This window comes from Gordonia terrae (genome assembly GCF_051789125.1).
Lineage (GTDB): Bacteria > Actinomycetota > Actinomycetes > Mycobacteriales > Mycobacteriaceae > Gordonia > Gordonia terrae_A.
On the sequence record NZ_CP196526.1, the window covers coordinates 1904964 to 1930176 of the forward strand.

A 25213-nucleotide genomic window follows, 5' to 3' on the forward strand; every position below is an offset into this window, starting at 1 on the left:
AGCTCGCTACCCCGCGATCAGGGGGCTCACTTCAGCTCGAGCAGCACCGTGCCCTGGGTGACGGCCGCGCCGGCCTCGATGGTGAGTCCGGTGACCACGCCGTCCTTGTGGGCGGTGACCGGGTTCTCCATCTTCATCGCCTCGAGGACGACGACCAGATCGCCTGCGGCGACTTCCTGGCCTTCCTCCACGGCGACCTTCACGACGGTGCCCTGCATCGGTGCGGCCACGGCGTCACCGGAAGCGGCTGCGCCACCGCCCTTCTTGCGCGAACGTGCCTTCGGCTTCTTGCGGACGACACCGTTGGCCGACCCGCCGCCACCGAGGGCGAGGTCGCCGGGCAGCGACACCTCGACACGCCGGCCGCCCACCTCGACGACGACGTTCTGACGCGGTGCCGCGTCGTCCTCTTCGATGGCCTCGCCGGCGGTGTACGGCTCGATCGGGTTGTCCCAGTCGGTCTCGATCCACTTGGTGTAGATGTCGAACTTCTCGCCGTCCCCGATGAAGGCCGGGTTCGAGACGATGTGGCGGTGGAACGGCAGGACCGTCGCCAGACCCTCGACCTGGAACTCCGCGAGCGCGCGACGCGACCGCTCGAGGGCCTGCTCACGGGTCTCGCCGGTGACGATCAGCTTGGCCAGCATCGAGTCGAACTGGCCGCCGATGACATCGCCCTCGACGACGCCGGAGTCGACCCGGACGCCCGGACCGGTCGGCTCCTTGTACACCGAGATCGGCCCCGGAGCGGGCAGGAAGTTGCGGCCGGCGTCCTCACCGTTGATGCGGAACTCGAACGAGTGACCGCGCGGGGTGGGATCCTCGGAGATCTCCAGCTTCTCGCCGTTGGCGATGCGGAACTGCTGGCGCACGAGGTCGATGCCCGCGGTCTCCTCGGTGACCGGGTGCTCCACCTGCAGGCGGGTGTTGACCTCGAGGAAGGAGACCAGGCCGTCGCTGCCGACGAGGAACTCGACAGTGCCGGCGCCGTAGTACCCGGCCTCGCGGCAGATCGCCTTGGCGGACTCGTGGATCTTGGTGCGCTGCTCCTCGGTCAGGAACGGCGCCGGGGCCTCCTCGACGAGCTTCTGGAATCGACGCTGCAACGAGCAGTCGCGGGTGCCGGCGACGATCACGTTGCCGTGCTGGTCGGCGATGACCTGGGCTTCGACGTGACGTGCCTTGTCGAGGTAGCGCTCCACGAAGCACTCGCCGCGGCCGAAGGCCGCCACGGCCTCGCGGGTGGCCGACTCGAACAGGTGCGGGATCTCTTCGATGGTGTACGCGACCTTCATGCCGCGACCGCCACCGCCGAATGCCGCCTTGATGGCGACCGGGACGCCGTGTTCCTTCGCGAATGCGACGACCTCGTCGGCGTCCTTGACCGGGTCCTTGGTGCCGGGAGCCATCGGTGCGTCGGCCTTGAGTGCGATGTGGCGCGCGGTGACCTTGTCGCCCAGGTCGCGGATCGACTGCGGTGACGGCCCGATCCAGATCAGGCCGGCGTCGATGACCGCCTGCGCGAAGTCGCCGTTCTCGGAGAGGAAGCCGTAACCCGGGTGGATCGCGTCGGCGCCGGACTTCTTGGCCGCGTCGAGGATCTTGTCGAACACCAGGTACGACTCCGCCGAGGTCTGTCCGCCGAGGGCGAAGGCCTCATCGGCGAGCTTCACGAACTGTGCGTTCGCGTCGGGCTCGGCGTAGACGGCGACGCTCGTGAGGCCCGCATCCCGGGCGGCACGGATCACGCGGACGGCGATTTCACCGCGGTTGGCGATGAGGACCTTGCTGATTGCGGACGGTGTGTTCGCAGAGGTACTGGGCACTTGTTCTCCTGGGCCTTACTCGTACTCAGGTGCTCACGACGCGGGTGGCGCGCGCACACGATTGTCGGACAACGGTCAAGTCAGGGGAACGCCTTCGTCGGCCGGGATGCGGACGGTTCGGGCGCTGTGCGACACCGCCGGGGGCGTGCGTCGCAACCTTCCGGGCAATACCCTAGCCCACCGAGCAATCGTTCGGTGGCGCCGTGGGTCACATCGTCGCCGAGAATGTGCTCGCATCACCGAGGCTGCGAACGAGTTCGGCGAAATCGTGCAGGTAGGCATGCACGGGACCGACCTGCGGGTCGATGTCCCACCCGTCCTCGGCATGGATCGGCGCCCCACCAAATGTGACGATTCCCTCATGTTGAGTGGTCTCCACCTCCGTCGGTGGGACGTCGGTGGCCGACGAGGCGACCCCCAGATCGCGAGCGGGGGACTCGCGCGGGAAGCGTGCCGAGTAGCGCAGACCCGACGGTGTCCGGTTGATCCAGATGTAGACCTCGTGCGGCGAGTAGCTGTGGCTGCGGATGACCTTCGCCCGGCCTGCATCGGCCGCACCGGCACCCGGTGCATAGCGCGTGTCGATGAACGAGATCACGAACCTGGGCCCGCCCTGGTGTCCGATGAGTTCGGCCACGCGCAGGAACGGGAGCGCCGAACCCTGGCGGCCACGCTTGAGCACGGTCGTCGACCGTGCCACCGCCTGGTCGAAGGTGGGGGAGTCGGACATGTCGAGACAGAACGGTGCGGTGCCGACGAACCAGCCGAGCGAGGTCAGCCAGCGCGCGTCGTTGCGCGTGTGACGTGGCAGCACACACCGGAACTCCGGATCGCCGGTCATCCGGTGATGGACGACGGCGAACGCGGCGAGCACACCCGCGGTGAGCGTTCCGCCCGCCTCCGAACACACCGCGGTGAACCGGTTCGCCGTCTCGTCGTCGGCGATGACGCCCCACAGTGATTGCTGGGGGTCGTGGGGGACGGGAGCCGCAGGGGCCTCGTCGGTGGCCGGGGCCGTGCGCTCAGGAGCCGGCATGGACGGGTCGTCGTCGGCGGAATCCGGCGCGAGCAGACCGGGCATGTCGCCCCGCCCGGCGCGGAGGAAGTCCGACCACACGCGAACCGCCGGGTGATCGCCACCGGTCTGATCCGCCTGACGCCTCTCCTCGGCACTGAAATCGACGTAGCTGCCCACCTCGGGCAGGTTCGCGCTGCGATGTTCCCGCGCCGCGCGGTACATCGAGACGAGTTCCTGCTGCGCCATGATCAGCGAATAACCGTCCACGAGTGAGTGATCGGCTGCGAACAGCAGCGTGAAGGACCGTTCCCGCCCGACCGTCGCGAACCGGTACGCCGGCCAGTGCAGCGGCGCGGTCGCACGGTCGAAGGAACCGGCCACCTGTTCGACGAGCGGCCCGGACTCGGCAAACCACCCGATCCGGCCCATCTTCAACCCCACGGTGCCCGGCGCGGTAGTCAGCCGCTGCAGACCCGTGCCCTTGATGACGACGTGACTGCGGAGCACCTCGTGACGGTCGATCCACTGGGTCAGGACCGAGCGGATCGCCGGGATCGACAGCGGCTCGTCGAACTCGATGCTCAGGCCGAGCCACGACTCGCGCCCGCCCTCACGCCGGGTGCGGACCCGGTAGTCGAACGCCGACCTCAGGTGCTGTTCGTGATTGTGGGAGGTCAGCCGCGGGTCGAGGTCCCAATTGCCCAGCCCCCCGGCCACATACGGAGTCCACTCGACCAGGCCGCCCGGGGCGATGGGTTCGTCGCGGATCTGGATGAACTTCATGCTCCCGAGGCGTCGGACGTCTGCGCACGAACCTGCGCCTTGATGCGGCCGAGCATCCCCGCCATGCCACGCAGGCGGAGCGGGCTCACGGCACTGCCGAGCCCGAGGTCGTAGTAGAAGTCCGACGGGACGTCGAGGATCTCCTGCGCGGACGCGGTGTCGAGGCCCTGGTGCAGGATCGCGGCGAACCCACGGGTCGTCGGAGCCTCACGCGGCGCGCTGAAGTACAGGCGCACCGACGACCGGTCGGCCGCGTCGACGGACAGGAAGACCGGGGACTGGCACTCGGGTACCGGTTCCATCGCATCCTGCTCGAGATGCGCGGGCAGGTCGGGCAATTCGCCGGCGAACTCGAGCAGGAGCGTGATCTTGTCGGAGTCGCCCAGTGCGCCGAAGTCGTCGACGATCTCGGCCAGGGCTGGAGGCAGGCTCATCGTGCGTGCGGGCTCACTTGGCGCCGGGCGCGTCGCCCGGCTCGTCGCCGACGGCGATCGGCACGCGCACCGCATTGCCCCACTCGGTCCACGAACCGTCGTAGTTGCGCACGCTGCCGTGGCCCAGCAGGTGGGTCAAGACGAACCAGGTGTGGCTCGACCGCTCGCCGATACGGCAGTACGCGATGGTGGGGGTCTTAGGGTCGAGACCCGCATAGATCTCGTCGAGTTCCGCGCGGCTGCGGAAACGACCGTCGGGCGCAGCGGATTTGGCCCAGGGGATGGAGATCGCGGTGGGGATGTGACCGCCCCGCAGTGCGCCTTCCTCCGGGTAATCGGGCATATGCGTGCGTTCGCCGGTGTACTCCTGCGGCGAACGGACGTCGACGAGTGGTTCGGTACCGAGGGCCTCGAGGACCTCGGGTGCGAACGCGCGGATCTTGCTGTCGTCGCGCTCGACGACCGGGTAGTCCGACCGCGGGTAATCCGGGACGTCGAACGACGTGTCCCGATCCTCGGCCATCCAGGCGTCCCGGCCGCCGTCGAGGAGACGGACGTCCTCGTGACCGAACAGCGTGAACACCCACAGGGCGTAGGCGGCCCACCAGTTGCTCTTGTCGCCGTAGATCACGACCGTGTCGTCGCGCTCGATTCCCTTGCTGCGCATCAGCTCTGCGAACTGCTCGCCGTTGATGTAGTCGCGCGTGACCGGATCGTTGAGATGCAGGTGCCAGTCGATCTTCTGGGCAGTCGGGATGTGGCCGATGTCGTAGAGCAGAACGTCCTCATCGGATTCGATGATCTTGAGTCCCTTGGCGCCCAGATGCGCCGACAGCCACTGCGTGGTCACCAGCCGTTCGGGGTGCGCGTATTCGGCGAAAGCCGGATTCGGGTCGGTCTCAACGCTCACGGTGCTCTCCAGCTCGCTGTTCGGACGTCTCTCGTCTGTCTCACTCGGACCGTCACCGGCCCCGCTGATAAAGGGTAGGGCATCACCGCCGAGTCCTCGTGGGTGCCGATCGTCGACGGAGCGCCGCGGGGCCGTCGATGTGCTTCAGTCAGACGACAAACCGCAGGTGACAGGGGTGTTCACCTGCTAGATTCCCCGAATGATCGATCGACGTGGCCTCCGCACGATGCGCTGGGCGGTCTCCCTCGCCGCCGCGGCCACCCTCGCGTTCGCGAGCGGGTGTTCGCTCATCCCCGGCGAACAGCAGGGCCCCGCACAGCGGCCGTCGCCCTCGGCCACCTCGAGTGCGACCACCACCGCGGCGCGCGACGACGCGGACCCGTCGCGATGCCGGCCCGACGACTGCCCGGAACTTCCGACGCCGACGACAGAGCTGATGACGAGTGGAGTGGACTCGACAAACGTCGACACCGCGGTCCCCGCCTACCTCACCACGCTGCTCGACGACCTCGACCGGACCTGGGGTGGGTGGTTCGACGAACTCGGCTGGTCCGACCCCGCCCCGGGCCGCGTGCTGATCGAGTCCGGGACATCGTTCTCCACCGAATGCACTGTGGGCGAGGGGGACTCCGATCCGGTTCCGATTCCGTCCGACGAGGCCAACGCGTTCTTCTGCGGCGTGGACACCGAGCCGAACGGAGCGGGTACCCCGACCGAGGGCAGCGTAGTCCTACCGGTGGACACCTTCGCCGCCATCTGGGACGGCAACGTCTTCGGCGTACCGTCGCCGATCGTCGGGGACTTCACCGCCGCGATCGTCGTCGCCCACGAGTACGGTCACAACGTCGTGTTCCGGATGGCCGAACAGTTCGACATCCCCGACAGCCGACTCCCCGAGGGCAAGAACAGCGAGCTGATCGCCGACTGCCTCGCCGCCAACTGGGGAGCCACGGCCTACCAGCGCGACGCGCTCGGGGCCAAGGAGATACTGCAGGTCGCGAGTCTGCTCCCGATCATCGGGGACACCGGCGGCGCCATGGGGCACGGATCGATACGCGAACGGGCCACCGCGCTCACCGTCGGCCTCACCGGACCGCAGTTCAACCGGCAGGGACAACCCGTGGACTGCATCGAGCGGTACTGGCCGGAGTTCTTCGAGGTGGAGTGACCCTACGTGGCTCGTCGCTTGCGCTCCCCGCACCTCAGGGGACCGGCAGTTGGGTAGGTCATTCGGATCAGGGAGCGGGGATCGCCGGTCAGTGAGCCCAGAAATCGGCCACCGAGAGTCCGACCTCCTGCAGCAGGGTGCGGACCAGCGGCAGGCCGATGCCGATGACCGAGGACGGATCGCCCTCGATGCGTTCGACCAGCCAGCCGCCGAGGCCGTCCAGGGTGAACGCGCCCGCAACCTGGAGCGGCTCACCGCTGGCCACGTAGCGCGCGACCACGTCGTCGTCGGCGTCGACGAAATGGATCGTGGTGGAACTGGTCCCGCAGGCAGTGGCGGGTCGGTCGAGCCGGATCAGATGGTGGCCGGTCAGCAGCCGGGCGCTGCGGCCCCGCATCTGTGTCCACTGGGCGACGGCCCGTTCGGGGGTGTGCGGTTTGCCGAGGAGGCGGTCGTCGAGGTGGAGCATCGAGTCGCAGCCGATGACGACCACGGCACGACCATCCGTGACCGCGTCGGCGATCTCGGGCAGCGCGGCGACCGCTTCGGCCTTGGCCCGGGCCAGCTCGGCCACGACGACCTCCGGTGAGGTCGAGGCCGGCAGCCCCGCCAGGAGCGCGTCCTCGTCCACGTCCGAGACCCGCACGACGGGCTCGACGCCGGCGGCGCGCAGGATCCGCAGACGCGCGGGGGAGGCGGATCCGAGAACGAAGATCGGGCCGGACGGGTCCGGCCCGATCACGGGAGTGGTCGCCACCGTCAGTAGCGCAGGTTGGTGTAGCTTCCCGGGCCGCCCCACTGCGGGCGCAGCCGGTCGAGGGGATGACCCCAGTCGTCGCGGGTCTCGGGCTCTGCGGCGCCGCCGCCCGAACCCGCGCCGGCGAGGACGCTCACCAGCACGGCGATGTCCTCGTCGGTGGGGTTACCGTTGACGACCCTGAGGAACGGACGCTCCGCGGTGGTGGATTCTTCGCTCACTGCGCTCTCGCCTCCGGTGCTCTCGGTGTCGGTGGGTGCCGTCACAGCGGGATGTTCCCGTGCTTCTTCGGCGGCAGGTTGACCATCTTGCGCTCGAGCAGCTTGAGCGCGGTGGCGATCTGTCCGCGGGTGTGGCTCGGCGGGATGACCGCGTCCACGTAACCGCGTGCGGCGGCCACGTACGGGTTGACGAGGGTGTCCTCGTACTCCTCCTGCAGCTGCAGACGCAGCGCGTCGACGTCCTCGCCCTTGGCGGCGGCATCCTTGAGCTGGCTGCGGTAGACGAACCCGACCGCACCCGAGGCGCCCATGACCGCGATCTGGGCGGTCGGCCACGCCAGGTTCACATCGGCACCCATGTGCTTGGAACCCATGACGTCGTAGGCGCCGCCGTAGGCCTTGCGGGTGATGACGGTGATCTTGCCGACCGTCGCCTCACCGTAGGCGTAGAGCAGCTTGGCGCCGCGGCGGATGATGCCGCGGTACTCCTGGTCGGTGCCGGGCAGGAAGCCCGGCACGTCCACGAGGGTGACGATCGGGATGTTGAAGGCGTCGCAGGTGCGGACGAACCGCGCGGCCTTCTCCGAGGCGTCGATGTCGAGGCAGCCGGCGAACTGGGTGGGCTGGTTGGCGACGATCCCGACGCTGCGGCCGTCGACGCGTCCGTAGCCGATGATGATGTTGGTCGCGTATTCGGCCTGGACCTCGAGGAACTCGTCGTCGTCGAGGATGCGGCGGATGACTTCGTGCATGTCGTACGGCTGGTTCGGCGAATCCGGGATGAGCGTGTCCAGCTCGAGGTCCTCTTCGGTGAGGGTGTCCTCGATGGAGCCGGCGGCCGGTTGCGCGACCGGCAGACGCGGGGCGTCGGCGCGGTTGTTGCTCGGCAGGTAGCTCAGCAGCTCCTTGACGTACTCGAGCGCGTCCTCTTCGTCGGAGGCGACGTAGTGGGCGGTGCCGGACTTCGACATGTGCGTGTGCGCACCGCCGAGTTCCTCCATCGTGACCTCTTCGCCGGTGACGGTCTTGATGACGTCGGGGCCGGTGATGAACATCTGGCTGGTCTGGTCGACCATGACCACGAAGTCGGTGAGCGCGGGGGAGTACACGTGACCACCGGCCGCGGCGCCCATGATCAGCGAGATCTGCGGGACGACGCCGGAAGCTCGCACGTTGCGGTGGAAGATCTCGCCGTACAGACCGAGCGAGACCACGCCCTCCTGGATACGGGCGCCGGCACCGTCGTTGATGCCGATCAGCGGTCGGCCGGTCTTGATCGCGAGATCCATGACCTTGACGATCTTCTCGCCGTAGACCTCGCCGAGGCTGCCGCCGAAGACGGTGGAATCCTGCGAGAAGACGCAGACCTCGCGACCGTCGATCGTGCCGTAACCCGAGACGACGCCGTCGCCGAGCGGGCGGCGTTCGGCGAGACCGAAGTTGGTGCTGCGATGACGGGCGAGGGCGTCGAGTTCGACGAACGAGCCCTCGTCGAGGAGGTGCGTGATCCGCTCACGGGCGGTCAGCTTGCCCTTCGCGTGCGTCTTCTCGACGGCGGCCTCACCCACCGGGTGCTTCGTCTCCTCGAGACGATTACGCAGATCGGCGAGCTTTCCCGCCGTGGTGTGGATGTCGGGGGCGGCGGCGTCGTCGCGCGAAGCAGTGGTCATGACTGACGATGCTAACTACCCGGGTGTGAGCCACGTCAACCGGATCAACGTGAGATATCCCTCAGGTTTCCGAGCGATCGGTCGGTGGAGTCGCCGCACCTCGTCGAAACATGCGGTCCTCGACCGTTCCACCGCAACGGACAGTAGGTTCGTTGTCCATGAGCCTCGACGCCGATCTGCTCCGCACCCGACTCGCCGACACCCGGTGGCACCGGATCGAGGTGGTCGAGACGACCGGCTCGACCAACGCCGATCTCGTGTCGCGTGCCGCCACCGAACCCGTCGGCGGAGTCGTACGCATCACCACCGACCAGACCGCAGGACGCGGGCGTCATGCGAGGACGTGGACGGCGCCTGCGGGCACCCAGCTCGCGATGTCGGCGGCGATCGACGTCGGGGAGCACACCGAAGATCTCGGGTGGCTGTCACTGCTGGCCGGACTCGCCGCGGTGCGGGGCGTCGACGAGGCGATCGGACTGCACCCGACCCTCAAATGGCCCAACGACGTCCTCGTCGACGGTAAGAAGGTGGCCGGCATCCTGTCGGAATACACCCGCACCGAACATGGTCCCACCGGGCCGGGAGGCGTCGCGGTGATCGGCACCGGAGTCAACACCACGATGGCCGAGGATCAGTTGCCGGTCCCGACCGCCACCTCACTGCACCTCTCCTCCGGCGGCGAGGTGCCGCTGACCGAACTCGCGGTGTCGTATCTGCAGGCGTTGTCGGACCTGCTCGACCTGTGGCCGCACGACCTGGACGGGCTGGCGGCACGGTATCGCGACAGCAGCGACACCATCGGTCGTCGCGTGCGGTTGGTGCTGCCCGGCGATCGCGAGGTCGTCGGCGTCGCGACCGGTGTCGACTCCTCCGGCCGGATCGTCGTCGACGCCGATGGCCAGCAGGTGGTGGCCGCGGCGGGGGATGTCACCCATCTGCGGCCGGAGTGACCCCTAGCGCTGCAGGCTCTTGCCGGCCATGGCCGGGATGATCGTCAGTGACGGGAGGCCGATCACCAGGTGCACGATCGCCGTCTCGATGCCCACCGAGATCTGGTTGTAGGTGAGGATCGGGATCAACACGGCGGCGACGAGCAGCAACGCGACGATCCATCGGTAGAACTGGTCGGGCGACGGCGTGACCAGATGCAGGACGTACCAGAGGGCACCGGCGGCGAGGGCGCAGAGGAAGCCGACGACCCCGAACCAGAGCTCGCTGGCGGCGACCGGATTCCAGACGCCGAGCTTGCCCGACTCGTTCACCTTCTCGACGAATGCGGAGATGATCCAGGCCACGAGCCACGCGGCGAGGCCGGTGACCACACCGGTCATCACCACGCCGCCGGCGAAGGTGACGGGGTTGATGTCGGGGCCCCGGCGTGGCTTCACCGGCCGGGCCTGGTCGTATCCGCCCTGGTCGTATCCGGGCTGCCCGTAACCGGGCTGACCGGCGTACGGATCCGCCGCGTAGGGATCTCTGGCGTAGGGGTCGTTCTGACTGCTGTAGGCGCGTGACTCGGGGGTGTAACCGGACTCGTATCGTGCGGTCCGCGGGTCGCGGGGATCCTGGTAGCTCATGGCGTTCTCCTCGCCGACCGGTCAGCGGATCTGCTGGTCGGATCTGATGTGGGGCCCTGGCGTGCTCACTCGCAAGGACGGCGGTCGGTCCTGTGGTTGGCAGTCTACTCAGGACGCGACGCGATCCGAGGGTCTCGGTGCGGCGCGTTCACGCGGGTCGGCCCGGGTGCGGCCGCCGCAGATTATGCTGGGCCGCATGGCCTACCCGCGGGAGAATCTGGCACAGGGCGAACGTGTCGTGCTCCATCGCCATCCCCACTGGAAGTGCCTGCTCGGGCCGTTCCTGCTGTTCGGCATCGTCACCGCCGCCGCGGGGGTGCTCGCCGGGGTCATCTCGTCGTCCTCGCTCGATGCCACTCCGCGGACCGTCCTGCTCGTCGCGGTCGGCGTGGTGTGGGCCATCGGCTTCTGCTGGTACTTCCTCCGGCCGTTGATGGCTTGGAAGACAACGCATTTCGTACTCACCGACCGCCGGGTCATGTTCCGCAACGGCATCCTCACGCGCTCGGGCATCGACATCCCGATCCGCCGGATCAACACCGTCGAGTTCCGGCACGGTCCCATCGACCGGATGCTGCGGACCGGGACCCTCGTGATCGAGTCCGCCTCCGACGAGCCGCTGTCGTTCGACGACATCCCACAGGTGGAGAAGGTGCACGCGTTGCTCTATCACGAGGTACTCGACATCCACGACGACGTCTACGGGGACGACGACGGCCACCTGGGCGCTCACTCCGACCACCGCGAGGGCCGATGACCACGGTCCTGCTCGCCGAGGACGACGCCGCGATCGCCGAGCCGCTGGCGCGCGCCCTGTCACGCGAGGGGTACGGCTGTGAGGTGGTCACCACCGGCGCCGACGCGCTCGAGAGGGCACTGGACAGCAGGTACGAGCTACTCATTCTCGATCTCGGCCTCCCGGTCCTCGACGGCTTGGAGGTGTGCCGCCGGGTCCGCGCCCAGCGTCCGGCACTCGCGGTCCTGATGCTCACGGCCCGTACCGACGAGGTGGACTTCGTCGTGGGGCTCGACGCCGGAGCCGACGATTACGTCGGAAAGCCCTTCCGGCTGGCCGAGTTGCTGGCCCGCGTGCGCGCGCTGCTGCGCCGCCGCCAGCCCGGCGACGTCGTGCTCGAAGGCGGCTCGCTGCGCCTGGACGCGCGGGCACGTCGGGTCCTGGTCGACGGCACGGACATCACCCTGGCGAACCGGGAGTTCGACCTCCTGCGCTTCCTCATGGAGCGCGCCGGCGAGGTCGTCTCCCGGGAGGAGATCCTGACCGAGGTCTGGGGATCGGCGGATCTGAGGTCGTCGAAGACCCTCGACATGCACATCTCGTGGCTGCGCCGCAAGATCGGCGACGACCGCCATGATCGGCCCCGGCACATCGTCACCGTGCGGGGTGTCGGCTTCCGATTCGATCCGTAGGCCGCGATGCGCCGTCGCCTGTTGACCACAATGACCGCCGTCCTGCTGGCCGTCGGTGGACTGCTCGGCATCCCGCTCAGCGTCGTCGCCTGGTGGTGGGTGGCCGACAACGCCCAGCAGGATCTCGACACCCGGCTCAAGGTGATCGCCGATCAACTGATCCGTCAGGAAGGCGCCGACGGTCGTCTGCCTCCGGATGCCCTCGATCGGGAGGCGTTCGAATTGCTGCTACCGCCCAGCGGCCGCCTCACCGTCTCCTACCCCGACCCCAGCGGCACGCAACAGCGCACGGTCGTCGGCGCCGAGATCGGGGGACCGCAGTTCTCGGAGTCGATCGCGCTGGGCGCCGCGGGGTCGCTGACGCTCGCCATCCCGAGCGACGAGGTGCGCAACGACCAGTTCACCGCAGCGTCGATCGTCGCCACGATCGTCGTTGCCTCCATCCTCGGCGGGACGCTGGTGGCCGCGGTCACCGCGGGCCGCATCGTCGATCCTCTGACCGACCTCGCCGACCGGGCCGCGACCATGGGCCGCGGCGACTTCCGCACCAAGTGGAAGATGTACGGCATCGCCGAACTCGACCGGGTCTCGCGGGCGCTCGCGGACGCGAACACCGAACTCGCGCTGCGCCTCGAACGGGAGCGCGAGGTGGCCGGCGACGCATCGCATCAGCTCCGGAGCCGCCTCACCGCCATTCATCTGCGGCTCGAGGAGTTGACCCTGCACGACGATCCGGCGGTCGTCGCCGAGGCCGAAGCCGCACTCGATCAGGTCGAGCGTCTGTCGACCGAACTCGACGAGCTCGTCGCCGCCTCACGCGCCGACGAGCCGGCACCCGAGTTCATCGACGTGACCGACATGCTCACCACGCTGGTCGGCGACTTCCGTCATGCGTTCGAGGCGCGTGGCCGCGAGCTGGTCGTCACCTTCGACGGCGCACCGCACGCGCTCACGTCGAAGCCGGGGCGGCTGCGCGAAGCGGTCAGCGTGCTGGTCGACAACGCCCTCCAGCACGGTCGCGGGACCTGCCGCATCCACGTGGGCACGCTGCCCGCCGGCGACCTCGTGCGGGTCACGGTCGCCGACGAAGGCGAGGGCGTCGCCGACGAGATCGCGGCGCACATCTTCCGTCGCGGGTTCTCGGCCGGACGGCGTCCCGACGCCGGTCGCAGCGGCGTCGGTCTGTCACTGGCACGGGCGTTGATCGAGTCCGACGGCGGCCGGCTCGAACTCACCGTCCGCCGCCCGCCGGTCTTCGCGATCGTCGTGCCCGCCCGACTCGTCGACGGTCGTACCCTGCTGGGCAGCGACTGGGGCGACAGCGAACTCGTCGAGGAGATCGCCGACGACAGCGGCGAATCGGGCGGTGCCGACGTCACGCGTGGCCGAGTTCCTCATCGTTGAGTTCGAGGAGCGACGGATGGAGGTCGGTCGAACCGGCGTCGCCGCCGCGCAACTGCTCCTCGGGAAACGCGAACTTGCGTAAAGCCCAGAACCGAAACGCCATCTGCAGCAGGTTGCCGATGATGAAGCCGAGCACGAAGTCGATGATCACGACCTCGGAGACGGTCAGGTTCGAGCGCATGTCGAAGACGTTGTTCGCGACGAACAGCGGGGCGGCCTGGAGTATGACCCCGATCCCACTGATCCCGAAGAACAGCATCGCCTCGTGATGGCGTTCGCGTCCGCCGCGGTTCTTGAAGGCCCACTCACGGTTGAGGATGTAGCTCAGGATGGTGGCCAGGACGCCGGAGATGATTTTGGCGATCACCGGCTTCGGCTCGAGGACCGTGAGGCTCAGGCTGTAGAAGATCGCGAGGTCGAACACGAAGGTGGTGCCGCCGACCATCGCGAATTTGATGAGTTCGTGGTGCCGCATGACGAGCCGACGGACCGGCGCGGGGAGGCGGGCGATCATCTCGTCGATCAATGGCACAAGATCCGAGTGTACGAAACCCCTCGACGAAGTCGCTTCCCGGGCGGGACGTGCGAATGACTCGGGGCACGTGCCACGATGGTGCGCGTGAATCCACGCGAGCAGGTCGGCGGCGCCGTGTCGCCGACGTCACAGGTGCCGCCGGTGCCCGAGACGGGACGCGCGGGCAGCCGGTCGTCGGGCATGCCGACGGTCACCATGATCGGTGGCGGCCAGCTCGCACGGATGACCCACCAGGCATCCATCGCCCTCGGCCAGTGCCTGCGGGTCCTGGCCTCCTCCGAGTCGGACCCCGCCGCACAGGTCAGTGCCGACGCGGTGCTCGGTTCGCACGACGACCTCGACGACTTGCGCCGCGCCGCGGCCGGTTCGGTCGCGGTGACCTTCGATCACGAGGGCGTGCCCCTGCATCACCTGCAGACGCTCGAGGCCGAGGGTGTCTCCGTCCTTCCGCCGTCGAAGGCGCTGCACTTCGCCCAGGACAAGCTCGCGATGCGGCAGCGCCTGGCCGGGTTGGGGCTCCCCGTGCCCGACTTCGCCGACCTGTCGGGAGATCGCGCCGCAGCGCGGTCGCGTCTCGTCGAGTTCGGCGAGGCCAACGCCTGGGACGTCGTCATCAAGGCCGTCCGCGGCGGATACGACGGTCGCGGGGTGTGGCTGGTCGACGGCGCCGACGACGCACTCGCGGTCTTCGACGCCTACCCCGACGACGCGCCCGCACTGCTCGCCGAACAGAAGGTGCCGATGCGCCGCGAGCTCTCGGCGATGATCGCGCGGTCGCCGTTCGGTCAGGGTGGGGCGTGGCCGGTGGTCGAGACCATCCAGCGCAACGGGCAGTGCGCCGTCGTCCTGGCGCCCGCGCCCGGACTGGATGCCGAGGTCGCCCAGCAGGCACAGCAGATGGCGTTGCGTCTGGCCGACGAGCTGGGGGTGGTCGGGGTGATGGCCATGGAGCTGTTCGAGACCCTCGACGGCGAACTCGTCGTCAACGAACTCGCGATGCGCCCGCACAACAGCGGGCACTGGACCATGGACGGTGCGGTGACCTCGCAGTTCGAACAACACCTGCGCGCGGTTCTGGACTATCCGCTGGGCAGCACCGCCGCCAGCGCCCCGCTCACGGTGATGGCCAACATCCTCGGTGCGGCGCAGGCGCCCGAGATGTCGATGGACGAACGGTTGCATCACCTCATGGCACGGATGCCGGAGGCGAAGGTGCACCTGTACGGCAAGGGCGAACGGCCCGATCGCAAGATCGGACACGTGAACATCGTCGGGCGCGACGGGGATTCGCTCGAGTCGGTGCGCGAACGCGCCGAGCGCGCGGCCCAGTGGATGTCGCAGGCGACGTGGACCGACGGATGGGATGAACATTCATGAGTGAGATGCACGGCCCGCGTGTGGGTTTGATCATGGGCAGCGACTCGGACTGGCCGACGATGAAGGCCGCGGCGGAGGCGCTCGCCGAATTCGACGTGCCGTTCCAGGTGGGAGTGGTGTCGGCCCACCGCACGCCGCAGCGCATGCTCGACTACGCCGCAGGCGCCGCCGGCCACGGCATCGAGGTGATCATCGCGGGAGCCGGTGGGGCCGCGCATCTTCCGGGCATGGTCGCCTCGGCGACACCGCTGCCGGTCATCGGTGTGCCGGTACCGCTGCGGCACCTCGACGGTCTCGACTCGCTGCTCTCGATCGTGCAGATGCCCGCCGGTGTGCCGGTCGCCACCGTCTCGGTCGGCGGGGCCCGCAACGCGGGTCTGCTCGCGGTGCGGATCCTGGCATCGTCGGATGCCACCCTGCGGGAGCGCATGGTCGAGTTCCAGAAGAGTCTCGAGCAGATGGTCCTCGACAAGGACACCGCGCTGCAACAGGAGCTGTTGGGCGAGTAGGCCTCTCGTGGGTCAGTCCGGCGGGCGCAGGTCGAGTTTGTCGGCGAAGAACTGCAGCACCCGGTCGTAGGCGTCCCGGGTCGGCTGTCCCGGTTCGTCGATCAGATCCTCGGTCAGAACCGAATGCGGTTGTGGCAGCATCGAATCCGGGTTCCCGGACTCGTCGGGGATCTCGATACCGATGAATGCGTCGCCGAGAACCTCGCGGAGGTAGGCGAATCGGGAACCCGGGACGAGCCGGTCGCCGGCGAAACGCAACCCCATCACCTCGAGCCCACGGGCGCAGCGCGCCTGGACCAGCGCGAGATCGGGACCGCTCACGTCGATCGCGCGCGCCCGTCCGGGCAGCACCGCGAATGGGAGAGACGGCTGGGACAACACCGGGGCGAGCATCCGCTCGTCGGTCGCCATCGCCAGCGCGAACCCGCCGGTGAAACACATCCCGACCGCGCCGACCCCCGGTCCGCCGCACCGGTCGTGTTCACGGGCCGCGAGCGCACGTAGCCACGACGCGACCGGAGACGTCTTGCCCGTCGCGAGGATGGTGAACTCGCGGCTGATGCAGGCCTTGGTGATCGTGCTCAGCATGTGGGTCGCCGAGGCCACCGCGCCGAGGTTGTCCGGCCGTGGGTCGCGACCGTCGACACCGAACAGGGACGGCATGACCGCGGTCGCGCCGGTGGCCGCGATACGGCGGGCGACGTCGGCGACCTTGGGGCTGATGCCGGGCATCTCGGCGATGACGATGACCGCGGGTCCCGTGCCCAGGCGGTAGACCCGGCGGGTGTCGCCGCACAGGGTGACGTCTTCGGCGTCGAAGTCCTCGAGGGGATCGTCGGCCATCGGTTCAGGCCCTGGTGAGGGTGCCGAGGAGCGCGGACTCGAAGAACCGCCCCGGGATTCGGGCGCCGGAGGCGAGGTCGGGGGAGTCCGACGGCACCACCCGGGGCCCGGTGACGCGATAGTGCCGGTTCTTGCGGATCAGACCGAAGTCACCGGCCGCCTGCACGTTTCGGACCCAGTCGGTGTCGCGACCGTAGGTGAGGATGATCGTCAGCCGGTCGCCGTCGACCCAGGCGAGTACCGGGATCCGGTACAGCGTGCCCGACTTGCGTCCGACGTGCTCGACGATCGCGTACGGCGCCAGGCGGGGTGCCCACAGGCGCTGGATCGGGTTGGTGACGACCTTGTTGAACCGGGCGACCGCGCGGGGGATTCGCATGCCACCACTCTGCCCGATCGGCGACGACCTCGCCGGGCATCAGGGCAGGATCAGCGTGGCCTTCTCCACCTCGGCGAGCGCGGACACCCGCTCAGGTGACGCGGCCGCGATCTGAACGAGGCTGCCGCCCACGACGAACGGCGCGAGGAGGTGATCGACCACCCGATCGGCGGTGTGCCACGGTCGGGTCGACACCACACGGGCGCCCGGTCCGATTCCGTCGCGCTCCGCGGTCGCGCGGGCAGCATCGAGTACGGCGGCGGTGGGGTCTCCCTCGAGCGCTGCCGACGTCGGCCGGCGCGAGATGAACTGGTCGCCGTGCACGCGGACGACACTGCCGTAGTCCCCGACTCCGGGTGGCAGGTCGCGCAGCGGCAAGGCGAAGGCATCCAGTGAGGCCACGACGACCTCGTCCGCGTCCGGGTGATCGTCGAGGCGATCACGGCTGGTGAACAAGATCAGCGGGGTGTCGTCGTCGGTGTCGACGTGCACGTCGGCGCCTGCCCAGAGCGCGCCCAGCAGGATGCCTGCGGTCTGCCAGTGTGCGGGCAGGTCGACCGCGACGATGTCACCCTCGACGACGCCGATCTCGTCGACGAGGTAGTTCGCGGTCTTGGCCGCCCAGTTTCCGAGCGTGGCGCCGGAGAGTTCGGTGCGCTCACCGGTCGCGTCGTCGTAGAAGGTCAGCAGCGGACGGGTGTGATCGGCGACCGCGTCGAAGATCGCATCGGTGACGGTGTTCAGTTGACGCACATCGGCCCCTTGGTGCCCGCGTTGATCGGCGGGCGTTTGTTGCCGACGCGTTCGCTCGCCGGGGTGTTGTCGGTCTGGTCGCCGGTGTCGCTGATCGAGCCGGGCCCCGCATAGGTGTTGGTGAGCACCACCTTCAGCTGGTCGTCGCCGAGTGCGGGGTCGGCCACGACCTCGGCGCCGCCGAGGTCCTTCGCGAGAAGGCGCGCGGCATCGCCGGTCTCCTTCGCGTACACGATGGAGTCCTTGGTGTCGGCCTTGCCGCTCGACGTGGCGCCGACCTGAAAACCCTTGTTCGTCAGGATGTTCGCCACGTTCGAGGCCAGGCCGTCGATGGTTCCGGCGTTCACGACGTCGACCTTGTAATCGCCACGCTGCACACCCTGGGCCTGCTTGGGTGCCAGGAGATCGCTCGTGAAGTTCTGCACCTCACGGGGATCCACCTGCACGACGCTCTGCTGACCGTCTTCGCTCCAGCCCTGCTCGGTGACGATCGGGATGGTCGCGAACTTCACCCGGCCGCCGCTGAGATCCTTGAGCTGCTCGGCGAAACGGATGATGTCCCAGTCGTCGTCGATGACCACCGACCGGGAGACCGCGTCCTGGAGTTCGCTCAGCTTGCCCGGGTCGGTGAGCGTGCCCGCGGAGAGGATCTTCTGGGTCAGTGACGCCATGAACGCCTGCTGTCGGGTGATGCGGTCCAGGTCGCCGCGGGGTAGACCGTGCCGCTGGCGTACGAAGCTCAGCGCCTTCGGGCCGTTGAGCGTCTGGCGGCCCGCCTTGAACCGCGCGCCGCTGTAGGGGTCGCGGACCGCATCGTTGAGACAGACATCGATGCCGCCGGCCGCGTTGGTCAGCAGCACGAAACCGAGGAGGCCGACCTCCGCGTAGTGGTCGACCTGCACGCCGGTGAGGTTGGCGACGGTGTCCACCAGGGCTTTCCGGCCGGCGAGGGTGCCCTCGGACTCGGCCTGCTCCTCTGACTTCCCGTCGCCGACAGCCCGCGCCCGGACCCCCTCTCGGGTGGTTCCGTATGCGGCGTTGATCTTGCTCATCCCGATGCCCGGGACATCGACGTAGGAGTCGCGGGGGATGGAGATCGCGGTCGCCGACGAGCCGTCGTCCGGGATGCGGATGAGCAGGATCGTGTCGGTGTTGGTGGCGACCTCATCGCCGGAACGGAGCAGTTTGAGTTCCTCCGGCGACAGCGGATTGCCCTTCGCGTCGGTCCGTGAATCGGTGCCGACCAACAGGATGTCGACGGCGCCGTCCTGTGCGTCGCCGCCGAGGTCGAGACCGCCGAGCTGCGTGATGCGGGTCTGCAGATCCGACATCGTGTTCCACGCGTAACCGGTGCACAGCAGCACGGCCACCGATGCCACCGCGACGATCGCCCGGCCCCAGCCCGAGCCCGCGGACCAGCCCCCCAGGCGACCCCGTCCGGCGCCGGGCGGCGTCGTGGGCGTGGCCGGAGCGGAACTCGCCTCGGGTGCGGCCGGTGCGGTCGGGGCCGCCGCCACACCTTTGCGGTTCGGGCGGTCGGCCTTGGGTCGACTCCCGGCGGACCTGCGCGGGGGCTGGGCCGACTTGTCGGTTGTCGGGCCCGATGTGCGGGGGCGCGGCTTCGCGGTCTCCGCCGCCGGTTCACCGGCGGGAACCCGTCGCGTGTGGATCTCACCGGAGGAACGTCGGGTGGGGCGCGGCTCGCCCGGCCGCGATCGTCGGGAGGGTGCGGGCTCGACCGCCTCGGGGGCCGCCCGGCGGGTGCCGGGGGCACGCCGGCCGGGTGTCCGGGGCGGGTCGCTGCGCCCCGGCTCGGCGGGTCGCCTGCGCGGACGCGGCGATCCATCCTGCGCGTGCGGACGTTCCGGTGGCGGCTGACGACGACCGCGGGCCTGTCCGTCGTCGGGGTTCTCCGACGGACGCGGGACACGACGCCGCGGGGGTGGCGAGCCGAGCTCGCCCCCGCCGGTTTCGCGGCGTGGACCCGGGTCCCGGCGCCCGCCGGGGTCGCGCCGTATGCGCGGATCGGCACCGCGTCGCGCATCGGGCGCGGGCTGGCGATCGTCGGGTCCCGACGGTGCCGCGCGCCGCGGTTGTGGGCGTCCGCGACGGCCGTCGGATGGTGAATCCACTGGTGAACGGTCCCTTTCGCGGTTCGGACATCGGGCCGCCGATCGGCGTCACCTGCGGTGACGCCCGGGGATGTCGGTGCTGATGTGAAAGACGGGTCAGTTGGTGTGCAGTCGTCAGGCTACTGAAGTGATCCGGGAATTCGAGAACGCAACGCCGGGGAGTCGAGTAGCCGTCGTCACGCCGAGCCCCGCGGCGTGCGGCACGATGGTGCCCATGCGCGTCACACCCAGCACCCCGACCGTGTACATCGTCGGAGCGGGAGGACAACTCGGCACCGCCCTGCAGGCCGGGTCGGCCCACGTTCCCGACTCCGTCGTGGTGCGACCGCTCACCTCCGCCGACATCGACATCACCGACCCGACGTCGGTGGCCGCCGCCCTCGGTGACCTCGCCGAGAACGATGTCGTCCTCAACTGCGCCGCCTACACCGACGTCGACGGGGCGGAATCCGACGTCGAGGGGGCCCGCCGGGTCAACGTCACCGGGCCGGCGGTCCTGGCCGAGCAGACCGCGGGCGCGGGCGCCTGGCTCATCCACATCTCGACCGACTACGTCTTCCCCGGGACGCCCGGCGCGTCATCGGCAGACGCCGGATCCGCCGGGTACGAGCCCGACGACGTGCGCGACCGTCCGGCCACGGTCTACGGCGCCACGAAACTCGACGGTGAGCGCGCCGCCCTCGCCGCCGACCCCGGCACCACCGTCGTGCGGACCGCGTGGGTCTACACCGGTGGACCCGACAGTTCCGACTTTGTCGGGACGATGCGGCGCCTCGAGCAATCGCGGGACACGGTGTCGGTCGTCGACGACCAGCTCGGCTCGCCGACCTACTGTCCCGACCTCGCCGACGGACTGTGGGAACTGGTGGCGAACGGAGTGGACACGGCCGGTTCGCGGCCGGGCGCCGCGGGCTCGGTGCTGCACGCCACCAACGCGGGCAGCGCCACCTGGTTCGACGTCGCCCGGGGCGTCTTCGAGGAGGTGGGTGCAGATCCCGGCCGCGTCCAGCCGACCACGACCGCGCACTTCCCGCGACCGGCGCCCCGGCCCGCCTACTCGGTGTTGTCCGGACGTTCGTGGGCGGACGCGGGACTCACGCCGCTGCGCGGATGGCGGGAGGCGCTGCACGCGGCGATCGCCGCGCCGGACGCCCGCGACCGTTCGTTACCCTGAGCCCGTGTCAGTTCAGCCAGCCGTCGTGACGGTGACCTATTTCTCCGGTGACCACCTCGCGACCTTCCTGCGAAGCCTCGCCGCGGTCACCGACGAGATGCCCCAGGTGATCATCGCCGACAACGGTTCGGAGGACGGTGCGCCGGAGCTGGCCGAGAAGGAATACGAGACCGTGACGCTCGTACGCACGGGCGGCAACATCGGCTACGGCGGCGCGATGAACCGCGGCGTCGCCGAAGTCGACCCGGAGGTCGACTACATCCTCATCTCCAACCCGGACGTCGAGTGGAAGCCGGGTGCCATCGACGAGCTGATGGCGGCCGCGCAGCGCTGGCCGCGCGCGGGCTCGCTGGGACCGCTGATCCGCGAACCCGACGGTTCGGTCTACCCGTCGGCGCGGCGCGTGCCCGACCTCGTCTCCGGAACCGGCCACGCCATCCTCGGCACGGTCTGGAAGTCCAACCCGTGGACCGCCGCCTACCGGGCCGACGACGAGACGCCGTCGGAACGCCCGGTGGGGTGGCTGTCCGGGTCGTGCCTGCTGGTCCGGCGCGAGGCCTTCGAGGCCATCGGCGGATTCGACGCCCGGTACTTCATGTACATGGAAGACGTCGACCTCGGTGACCGACTCGGCAAGGCCGGCTGGCAGAACGTCTACGTGCCCACCGCCGAGGTGGTGCACACCAAGGGGCACAGCGCCGGTCGCCATCCGGAGAAGATGCTTCCCGCCCACCATCGCAGCGCCTACCGCTTCCAGGCCGACCGCAACCCCGGGCCCTGGCGTGCGCCCCTGCGCCTGGCACTGCGTGTCGGCCTGGCGGCACGATCCCGACTGGCCGTCCGAGCCGCACGCCGCGCGTCGGCGAGCGAAAACGCCCGATGAGTGCTGAAGTGACTTGGTGATCACGTGGAGAAAGGGACCGATCTAGTGGATGACTACACCGTGCGGGAGTCGGTGGGGAGCGACATCGTCGGGGGATCGGACAACGTCATCGAGGATGTCGAAGCCGTCATCCTCGTGGGCGGCAAGGGAACTCGGCTACGTCCGCTGACGTTGTCGGCGCCCAAGCCCATGCTGCCCACCGCGGGGCTGCCCTTCCTCACCCATCTGCTCTCCCGTATCCGGGCCGCGGGTATCCGGGACATCGTGTTGAGCACCTCGTTCAAGGCCGAGACGTTCAGCGAGTACTACGGCGACGGATCGAAACTCGGACTCCGCATGCGCTACGTCACCGAGGACGAGCCCCTCGGCACCGGCGGCGGCATCCGCAACGTGCTCGACCAACTGACTGCCGGCACCATCGTGGTGTTCAACGGAGATGTGCTCGGCGGCACCGACGTCGGTGACGTCATCGGCGCGCACCGTGCGGCCGACGCCGACGTCACCATCCATCTGGTGCGGGTGAGCGACCCGCGTGCGTTCGGGTGCGTACCGACCGACGCCGACGGCCGGGTCACCGCGTTCCTCGAGAAGACGCAGGACCCGCCGACCGACCAGATCAACGCCGGCACCTATGTGTTCAAGCGCGAGATCATCGAGTCGATCCCGTCCGGGATGCCCGTGTCGGTCGAACGTGAGGTGTTCCCGCGGTTGCTCGTCGAGGGCAAGCATGTCCACGCCCACGTCGACCACGCCTACTGGCGCGACATGGGAACCCCCGAGGACTTCGTCCGCGGCTCGTCGGACCTCGTCCGCGGGATCGCGCCGTCGCCGGCGCTCGGCGACCGGCGCGGCGAATCGCTCGTCCACGACGGCGCGGGTGTCGGACCGGGTGCGCTCCTGATCGGCGGGACCGTGGTAGGTCGCGGCGCCGAGATCGGCCCCCGTGCCCGCCTCGACGGCGCGGTGGTCTTCGACGGCGCCGTGATCGAGGCCGGGGCCGTCGTGGAGCGGTCCATCATCGGGTTCGGGGCGCGTATCGGTCCGCGAGCTCTGGTGCGCGACACCGTGATCGGTGACGGCGCGAACATCGGCGCCCGGTGCGAACTGCTGCGCGGCGCACGTGTCTGGCCCGGGATCGAGATCCCCGACAACGGCGTGCGGTTCTCGACAGACGTCTAGATCAGCGGATCTTGGCCGCCGCGAGGACGCCCGGACCCAGCGGGATGACGACGGGGAGCAACTGCTCGTCGTCGGCGATCAGTAGGGCGGCCTCGCGCGCGGCCGCGGTCGGCGGTTCGGTCCGCGCCGGATCGCCGACGGTGCCATCCGCGGTCGCGTTGTGCACGACCACCACGCCTCCCGGCCGCAGCATGCGCACGGCCTCGGTGACGAACCGCGGGAGGTCGAGCAGCGGCCCGTCGATGAACACGAGGTCATAGGACGCATCGGACAGGCGGGGCAGAACGTCGACGGGGGTGCCGTTGATGAGGCGCGTCCGGCCGGGTGCGATGTCGGCGCCGGCGAACGACGCGCGCGCCGCCCGATGGTGCTCGGGCTCCGGGTCGATGGTGGTCAGTATCCCGTCGGCGGCCATGCCGTTGAGGAGCCAGAGCCCGCTGACCCCTGTGCCGGTTCCGATCTCGACCACGGCTCGCGCGTCGGCGGCTCGGGCGAGCAACGCCAGCAGGGCGCCGACCGAGGGCGCCACCGGCGACGCGCCGAGTTCCTCGGCGCGGGCGCGGGCGGCGATCACGGCCTCGTCCTCGACGATGGCCGACTCGGCGTAGGCGATCAGGTCGTGGCTGCCGGGCGGGGTTGACTCGGTCACGCGTCGAGGTTAGTCCGAGCCAGGGCCGATCCGTACACGGCACGCCAGACCTGGGCGAATCCGCACCGGTGGCCGCCGCCCGCGCATCCTCAGGGAACACTCAGGCGCCTCATACGACGGCCACACTCCGATAGGAGAGGGTGAGAGCTGTTCCGGTTGGGACAGTTCTCGGTGGATCGGTGTCGACCCCTGACACATCGGGAATACCCAACCGGGGTCATCTGTTCGAATTCGGTGAGTGCTCTGGGTCACCGGGTGCGTGTTCACGAGAGAGGGACCGACCACCGACCATGACCGTTTCCCCCGATCCCGCCGAGGCTGTTCCGGCGGGTACCGCAGGTTTCGACGCCACCGGCGACGAACTGTTGATGCCGTCCTGGGACGACCTCGTCCGTGAACATGCCGATCGCGTCTACCGCCTGGCCTACCGGCTGTCGGGGAACCAGCACGACGCCGAGGACCTCACCCAGGAGACCTTCATCCGGGTGTTCCGGTCGTTGTCGAACTACCGCCCCGGCACCTTCGAGGGGTGGCTCCACCGCATCACCACCAATCTCTTCCTGGACATGGTGCGTCGCCGCAGCAAGATCCGCATGGAGGCGCTGCCCGAGGAGTACGACCGCGTCCCCGCCGACACCCCCGATCCGCAGCAGATCTTCGACGCCACCAATCTCGACCCGGACCTGCAACGCGCGCTCGACTCCCTCGCACCGGATTTCCGTGCCGCTGTCGTGCTGTGTGACATCGAGGGATTGTCGTACGAGGAGATCTCGGCGACCCTCGGCGTGAAGCTGGGCACCGTTCGCAGCCGTATCCATCGCGGACGCCAGAGCATCCGTGACGCCCTCGCCGCCCAGGGCCACACGAGCAGCCGCTCGGTGGCCATCGGCTCGTCGGCCTGACCTGACCCCGTCCGGCCCGCCGCCGGCCCTCGGGAACCCCGCACGGCCCGGGTTCGTTGGGCGTCTCGGATAGTCTGGGACAGCGCTAGGCTGGGAAGATCACAAGCTTGGCAACACACGAATCACATCGTGCGGCGGTTTCGTCGTGGAGAGGGGTGAACGACGATGATGGACGGTGATCGCGGGCGTCCTACCGGAGGTGGCGGTTTCGAACCCCCGACGCCCAACCTCCGTCGTCGGCGGACCTCGTGGAACCCCAACACCTGGAGCCCGGCACCGTCGTCGTTCCTACCCAATCGTGGTTACCGTGCGCCCGGCACCGCCGGCGGCCGACGGTTCGCACCCACCGAGCACCTGGCACCCGAGGCGGTGGCGGCCTTCGTCGACGGCGAACTGGGGATGTCGGCGCACGCACGCGCCGCGCATCACCTCGCCCTGTGCCCGGAATGCGTGGGCGCCGTCGAAGCCCAGTCCCTGGCCCGCACCCGGCTGCGGGAGTCGGGACGGGTGTCGATCCCGGCGTCGCTGCTCGGTCAGTTGTCGCAGATCCCCACGCGTGAGATCGACCTGACCTCCGAGACATTCGGTCCCGACCGGAAGTTCGGCCCCGGCACGGCGTCCTCCGAGGCACCGACCGACGGCATCCCCGGCGCGCGTGACGCGGGCCGCGGGCGGACCTTCCGTCGCCGGGGTCGGTGATCG

At 69.3% G+C, this 25213-nt stretch carries 26 protein-coding genes; 12 read left to right on the forward strand and 14 right to left on the reverse strand.

The window, feature by feature from the left end; genetic code table 11:
• Positions 1-26 precede the first annotated feature (26 nt).
• From ACSUZC_RS08665 to ACSUZC_RS08680, 4 genes are all read right to left on the reverse strand, one after another.
• On the reverse strand, positions 27-1826 hold the full coding sequence (locus tag ACSUZC_RS08665) for an acetyl/propionyl/methylcrotonyl-CoA carboxylase subunit alpha (RefSeq protein ID WP_439032429.1): 1800 nt from the start codon (positions 1824-1826) through the stop codon (positions 27-29).
• 208 nt (positions 1827-2034) lie between these two features.
• The gene (locus ACSUZC_RS08670) at positions 2035-3627 is read right to left on the reverse strand and encodes a condensation domain-containing protein (protein WP_439032430.1); all 1593 of its coding nucleotides are present in this window, start codon (positions 3625-3627) and stop codon (positions 2035-2037) included.
• The gene (locus ACSUZC_RS08675) at positions 3624-4061 is read right to left on the reverse strand and encodes a SufE family protein (protein ID WP_439032431.1); all 438 of its coding nucleotides are present in this window, start codon (positions 4059-4061) and stop codon (positions 3624-3626) included. Before ACSUZC_RS08675 ends, ACSUZC_RS08670 begins: the two co-directional genes overlap by 4 nt.
• 13 nt (positions 4062-4074) lie before the next feature.
• Entirely contained in the window at positions 4075-4971 is an 897-nt protein-coding gene (locus tag ACSUZC_RS08680; RefSeq protein WP_439032432.1) for a sulfurtransferase, read from the reverse strand.
• Between the two features lie 199 nt (positions 4972-5170).
• On the opposite strand from ACSUZC_RS08680, the gene ACSUZC_RS08685 reads away from it, so the two are divergent.
• On the forward strand, positions 5171-6139 hold the full coding sequence (locus ACSUZC_RS08685; protein ID WP_439032433.1) for a metalloprotease: 969 nt from the start codon (positions 5171-5173) through the stop codon (positions 6137-6139).
• 88 nt (positions 6140-6227) lie between these two features.
• Here ACSUZC_RS08685 and ACSUZC_RS08690 read toward each other — a convergent pair whose 3' ends face one another.
• From ACSUZC_RS08690 to ACSUZC_RS08700, 3 genes are read right to left on the reverse strand one after another with little or no spacing between them, the layout of a single operon-like run.
• Complete coding sequence (locus ACSUZC_RS08690) at positions 6228-6896, reverse strand: Maf family protein (RefSeq protein ID WP_439032434.1); 669 nt, start codon at positions 6894-6896, stop codon at positions 6228-6230.
• 2 nt (positions 6897-6898) lie between these two features.
• Positions 6899-7117, reverse strand: coding sequence for an acyl-CoA carboxylase subunit epsilon (locus tag ACSUZC_RS08695; RefSeq protein ID WP_439033045.1), 219 nt, complete (start codon positions 7115-7117; stop codon positions 6899-6901).
• A 41-nt stretch (positions 7118-7158) separates the two neighbouring features.
• Positions 7159-8787, reverse strand: a complete 1629-nt coding sequence (locus ACSUZC_RS08700) for an acyl-CoA carboxylase subunit beta (RefSeq protein WP_439032435.1) — start codon at positions 8785-8787, stop codon at positions 7159-7161.
• A 158-nt stretch (positions 8788-8945) separates the two neighbouring features.
• On the opposite strand from ACSUZC_RS08700, the gene ACSUZC_RS08705 reads away from it, so the two are divergent.
• A complete protein-coding gene (locus ACSUZC_RS08705) occupies positions 8946-9737 on the forward strand; it encodes a biotin--[acetyl-CoA-carboxylase] ligase (RefSeq protein WP_439032436.1) in 792 nt (263 codons plus the stop codon).
• 3 nt (positions 9738-9740) lie between these two features.
• Here the strand turns inward: ACSUZC_RS08705 and ACSUZC_RS08710 are convergent, their stop codons facing one another.
• Entirely contained in the window at positions 9741-10364 is a 624-nt protein-coding gene (locus tag ACSUZC_RS08710; RefSeq protein ID WP_439032437.1) for a hypothetical protein, read from the reverse strand.
• A 184-nt stretch (positions 10365-10548) separates the two neighbouring features.
• Between ACSUZC_RS08710 and ACSUZC_RS08715 the strand changes: the two genes are divergently transcribed.
• From ACSUZC_RS08715 to ACSUZC_RS08725, 3 genes are read left to right on the forward strand one after another with little or no spacing between them, the layout of a single operon-like run.
• Entirely contained in the window at positions 10549-11121 is a 573-nt protein-coding gene (locus ACSUZC_RS08715; protein WP_439032438.1) for a PH domain-containing protein, read from the forward strand.
• Positions 11118-11792, forward strand: coding sequence for a response regulator transcription factor (locus tag ACSUZC_RS08720; protein ID WP_439032439.1), 675 nt, complete (start codon positions 11118-11120; stop codon positions 11790-11792). The genes ACSUZC_RS08715 and ACSUZC_RS08720 overlap by 4 nt, the downstream gene beginning before the upstream one ends.
• Positions 11793-11798: 6 nt before the next feature.
• The gene (locus ACSUZC_RS08725) at positions 11799-13196 is read left to right on the forward strand and encodes a sensor histidine kinase (RefSeq protein WP_439032440.1); all 1398 of its coding nucleotides are present in this window, start codon (positions 11799-11801) and stop codon (positions 13194-13196) included.
• On the opposite strand, the gene ACSUZC_RS08730 is transcribed toward ACSUZC_RS08725, so the two are convergent.
• Entirely contained in the window at positions 13168-13728 is a 561-nt protein-coding gene (locus ACSUZC_RS08730; RefSeq protein ID WP_238423020.1) for a GtrA family protein, read from the reverse strand. The two genes, ACSUZC_RS08725 and ACSUZC_RS08730, sit on opposite strands and share 29 nt — an antisense overlap.
• A gap of 78 nt (positions 13729-13806) precedes the next feature.
• Here ACSUZC_RS08730 and ACSUZC_RS08735 point away from each other — a divergent pair, with 78 nt between their 5' ends.
• A complete protein-coding gene (locus tag ACSUZC_RS08735; protein ID WP_439032441.1) occupies positions 13807-15108 on the forward strand; it encodes a 5-(carboxyamino)imidazole ribonucleotide synthase in 1302 nt (433 codons plus the stop codon).
• Entirely contained in the window at positions 15105-15617 is a 513-nt protein-coding gene (gene purE, locus ACSUZC_RS08740) for a 5-(carboxyamino)imidazole ribonucleotide mutase (protein WP_439032442.1), read from the forward strand. Before ACSUZC_RS08735 ends, purE begins: the two co-directional genes overlap by 4 nt.
• A 12-nt stretch (positions 15618-15629) precedes the next feature.
• On the opposite strand, the gene ACSUZC_RS08745 is transcribed toward purE, so the two are convergent.
• The 4 genes from ACSUZC_RS08745 to ACSUZC_RS08760 are packed head-to-tail and all read right to left on the reverse strand — an operon-like array spanning position 15630 to position 19724.
• Positions 15630-16460, reverse strand: a complete 831-nt coding sequence (locus ACSUZC_RS08745; protein WP_439032443.1) for a dienelactone hydrolase family protein — start codon at positions 16458-16460, stop codon at positions 15630-15632.
• Positions 16461-16464: 4 nt separating this feature from the next.
• Entirely contained in the window at positions 16465-16839 is a 375-nt protein-coding gene (locus tag ACSUZC_RS08750; RefSeq protein WP_439032444.1) for a nitroreductase family deazaflavin-dependent oxidoreductase, read from the reverse strand.
• Positions 16840-16878: 39 nt separating this feature from the next.
• Positions 16879-17592 (reverse strand): TIGR03089 family protein, encoded by a 714-nt coding sequence (locus ACSUZC_RS08755; protein WP_439032445.1) that lies wholly within the window; start codon positions 17590-17592, stop codon positions 16879-16881.
• A complete protein-coding gene (locus tag ACSUZC_RS08760; protein WP_439032446.1) occupies positions 17580-19724 on the reverse strand; it encodes an LCP family glycopolymer transferase in 2145 nt (714 codons plus the stop codon). The genes ACSUZC_RS08755 and ACSUZC_RS08760 overlap by 13 nt, the downstream gene beginning before the upstream one ends.
• A gap of 205 nt (positions 19725-19929) precedes the next feature.
• Between ACSUZC_RS08760 and rfbD the strand changes: the two genes are divergently transcribed.
• Genes rfbD through ACSUZC_RS08775 form a run of 3 tightly spaced genes read left to right on the forward strand, consistent with a single transcriptional unit; the run spans position 19930 to position 22960 of the window.
• Positions 19930-20898, forward strand: a complete 969-nt coding sequence (gene rfbD, locus ACSUZC_RS08765; RefSeq protein WP_439033046.1) for a dTDP-4-dehydrorhamnose reductase — start codon at positions 19930-19932, stop codon at positions 20896-20898.
• Between the two features lie 4 nt (positions 20899-20902).
• The gene (locus ACSUZC_RS08770) at positions 20903-21781 is read left to right on the forward strand and encodes a glycosyltransferase family 2 protein (protein WP_439032447.1); all 879 of its coding nucleotides are present in this window, start codon (positions 20903-20905) and stop codon (positions 21779-21781) included.
• A gap of 45 nt (positions 21782-21826) precedes the next feature.
• Positions 21827-22960, forward strand: a complete 1134-nt coding sequence (locus ACSUZC_RS08775) for a sugar phosphate nucleotidyltransferase (protein ID WP_439032448.1) — start codon at positions 21827-21829, stop codon at positions 22958-22960.
• 1 nt (position 22961) lies between these two features.
• Here the strand turns inward: ACSUZC_RS08775 and ACSUZC_RS08780 are convergent, their stop codons facing one another.
• On the reverse strand, positions 22962-23609 hold the full coding sequence (locus ACSUZC_RS08780; protein WP_439032449.1) for an O-methyltransferase: 648 nt from the start codon (positions 23607-23609) through the stop codon (positions 22962-22964).
• 290 nt (positions 23610-23899) lie between these two features.
• On the opposite strand from ACSUZC_RS08780, the gene sigE reads away from it, so the two are divergent.
• Both sigE and ACSUZC_RS08790 read left to right on the forward strand, forming a co-directional pair.
• The gene (gene sigE / locus ACSUZC_RS08785; RefSeq protein ID WP_439032450.1) at positions 23900-24511 is read left to right on the forward strand and encodes an RNA polymerase sigma factor SigE; all 612 of its coding nucleotides are present in this window, start codon (positions 23900-23902) and stop codon (positions 24509-24511) included.
• A gap of 165 nt (positions 24512-24676) precedes the next feature.
• Positions 24677-25210 (forward strand): hypothetical protein, encoded by a 534-nt coding sequence (locus ACSUZC_RS08790; protein WP_439032451.1) that lies wholly within the window; start codon positions 24677-24679, stop codon positions 25208-25210.
• The last annotated feature ends 3 nt before the right edge of the window (positions 25211-25213 follow it).

Bases quoted from the DNA above. Each gene is read 5' to 3' on its own strand.
- ACSUZC_RS08675 (WP_439032431.1), bottom strand. From the start codon at position 4,061: ATGAGCCTGCCTCCAGCCCTGGCCGAGATCGTCGACGACTTCGGCGCA.
- rfbD (WP_439033046.1), top strand. From the start codon at position 19,930: ATGGTGCCCATGCGCGTCACACCCAGCACCCCGACCGTGTACATCGTC.
- ACSUZC_RS08670 (WP_439032430.1), bottom strand. From the start codon at position 3,627: ATGAAGTTCATCCAGATCCGCGACGAACCCATCGCCCCGGGCGGCCTG.
- ACSUZC_RS08750 (WP_439032444.1), bottom strand. From the start codon at position 16,839: ATGCGAATCCCCCGCGCGGTCGCCCGGTTCAACAAGGTCGTCACCAAC.
- sigE (WP_439032450.1), top strand. From the start codon at position 23,900: ATGACCGTTTCCCCCGATCCCGCCGAGGCTGTTCCGGCGGGTACCGCA.
- ACSUZC_RS08790 (WP_439032451.1), top strand. From the start codon at position 24,677: ATGATGGACGGTGATCGCGGGCGTCCTACCGGAGGTGGCGGTTTCGAA.
- ACSUZC_RS08720 (WP_439032439.1), top strand. From the start codon at position 11,118: ATGACCACGGTCCTGCTCGCCGAGGACGACGCCGCGATCGCCGAGCCG.
- ACSUZC_RS08725 (WP_439032440.1), top strand. From the start codon at position 11,799: ATGCGCCGTCGCCTGTTGACCACAATGACCGCCGTCCTGCTGGCCGTC.
- ACSUZC_RS08710 (WP_439032437.1), bottom strand. From the start codon at position 10,364: ATGAGCTACCAGGATCCCCGCGACCCGCGGACCGCACGATACGAGTCC.
- ACSUZC_RS08745 (WP_439032443.1), bottom strand. From the start codon at position 16,460: ATGGCCGACGATCCCCTCGAGGACTTCGACGCCGAAGACGTCACCCTG.
- purE (WP_439032442.1), top strand. From the start codon at position 15,105: ATGAGTGAGATGCACGGCCCGCGTGTGGGTTTGATCATGGGCAGCGAC.
- ACSUZC_RS08700 (WP_439032435.1), bottom strand. From the start codon at position 8,787: ATGACCACTGCTTCGCGCGACGACGCCGCCGCCCCCGACATCCACACC.
- ACSUZC_RS08685 (WP_439032433.1), top strand. From the start codon at position 5,171: ATGATCGATCGACGTGGCCTCCGCACGATGCGCTGGGCGGTCTCCCTC.
- ACSUZC_RS08705 (WP_439032436.1), top strand. From the start codon at position 8,946: ATGAGCCTCGACGCCGATCTGCTCCGCACCCGACTCGCCGACACCCGG.
- ACSUZC_RS08715 (WP_439032438.1), top strand. From the start codon at position 10,549: ATGCTGGGCCGCATGGCCTACCCGCGGGAGAATCTGGCACAGGGCGAA.
- ACSUZC_RS08735 (WP_439032441.1), top strand. From the start codon at position 13,807: ATGGTGCGCGTGAATCCACGCGAGCAGGTCGGCGGCGCCGTGTCGCCG.